3 protein-coding genes are annotated in these 1,344 nt (G+C 46.0%); all 3 read right to left on the reverse strand.

Translation table 11 applies throughout. The features are described 5' to 3' along the window. On the reverse strand, nucleotides 1-74 hold a 74-nt coding region (locus GMD4S_RS13415), incomplete at its 3' end, for a S4 domain-containing protein (RefSeq protein ID WP_008291877.1). After that, the gene (gene scpB, locus GMD4S_RS12155) at nucleotides 61-630 is read right to left on the reverse strand and encodes an SMC-Scp complex subunit ScpB (RefSeq protein WP_000105288.1); all 570 of its coding nucleotides are present in this window, start codon (nucleotides 628-630) and stop codon (nucleotides 61-63) included. The genes scpB and GMD4S_RS13415, both read right to left, overlap by 14 nt. Before the next feature lie 18 nt (nucleotides 631-648). After that, nucleotides 649-1,344: segregation/condensation protein A (locus GMD4S_RS12160; protein WP_000641618.1), on the reverse strand; the 696-nt coding region annotated here is incomplete at its 5' end.

Here is a 1,344-nt window from a genome sequence, read left to right on the forward strand (position 1 = left end):
CCTTGCTTGATCAACTCTTCTGCTTTTCTCCTACTGGCCACACCTGCGTGGGCAATATACTTATTGATTCTCATCTTCTTCTATCCTTTCACCAAATAATTGGCTTTCTTGGGCTTGAATCTCAAGCTCATCAATCACTGGTAATTCTTCTAAATGGTTAATCCCCATGTAATCTAGAAAATAATCCGTAGTCACATAGAGATTAGGGCGACCCAAAACTTCTTTTTTCCCATCTTCTCGTATCAAGTCAAAGGCCTGCAACTTCGCCAAGGCCCCACTCGAGTTAACCCCACGGATAGCATCAATCTCAATTCGGGTAATCGGTTGCTTGTAGGCAATGATGGACAAGGTCTCAAGGGCCGCCCGAGATAAACTCTGGTTGATGGGCGCCTTGGAGTATTCCTTCAAAATCGCTGCAAATTGAGGCTTGGTCACCAATCTGTAAGCGCCCCCTGTCTCAATCAGGGACAAGCTAGACTCTTGGTCTTTTTCATACTTTTGGGCTAATTTTTCTAAACTCTGCTGGATGCCTGTCGGGGGAAGCGATAGGAGTTCAGCCAACTGACGGACTCGAATCCCATCTTCACCTGCTACAAACAAGAGCGCTTCTATTTCTGCTAAAGTACTCATCTTTCCTCTCTATCAAGTCTAGCTTTGTGCCTCTTGACTTTCTTCCTTCTTTTCCATGAGATAGATATCTCCGAAACTCTCCTCTTGCACGAGGATCAGTTCCTGGGTTTTGATTAACTCTAGGGTTGCCAAAAAGAGGGTAATAACCTCTTGAACATTCTGGGCTTCCTTGAACAAATCCTGCAAACGCAACTGATCTCGTCCTGACAAGGACTCTTTTACGATGATCATCATGTCCTCAATCTTATACTCATCCCGCAAGATGGTCGTGTGATTCTGTGCGAACTCCTCTTTTTTCTTGGCTAGGATATTTGAAAATGCCAAAAAGAGGTCAATGGTCGTCCTATCATGCACAAGCTCCGCATCTTCGTAGATCAACTCTGTCGGCGCTTTGGAATAGTACTGAGCCCGATCTTGGTGCTTAGCCTCCAAGTGCTCACCCAAGAGTTTAAACTTGCGGTATTCTTCGATTTGGGAGAGAAGGTCTTGCTCCAGGTCACCCTCTAAGTCTGTCACTTCTGCTACCTTTGGCAAGAGCTTGCGGCTCTTGATCAGCATGAGCTGACTGGCCATGACCATGTACTCACCAGTCACTTCCAGACGCATGGCCTGCAGGGTTGAGACATAGGCTAGGTACTGTTCGATGACTTCTGTAATAGGCACATCGTAGATATCCATCTGGTACTTAGAAACCAAGTGCAAGAGCAGGTCCAG

The sequence above is a fragment of the Streptococcus sp. GMD4S genome, assembly GCF_000296955.1.

Coding starts and splice junctions, on each gene's coding strand:
- scpB (WP_000105288.1), bottom strand. CDS start 630: ATGAGTACTTTAGCAGAAATAGAAGCGCTCTTGTTTGTAGCAGGTGAA.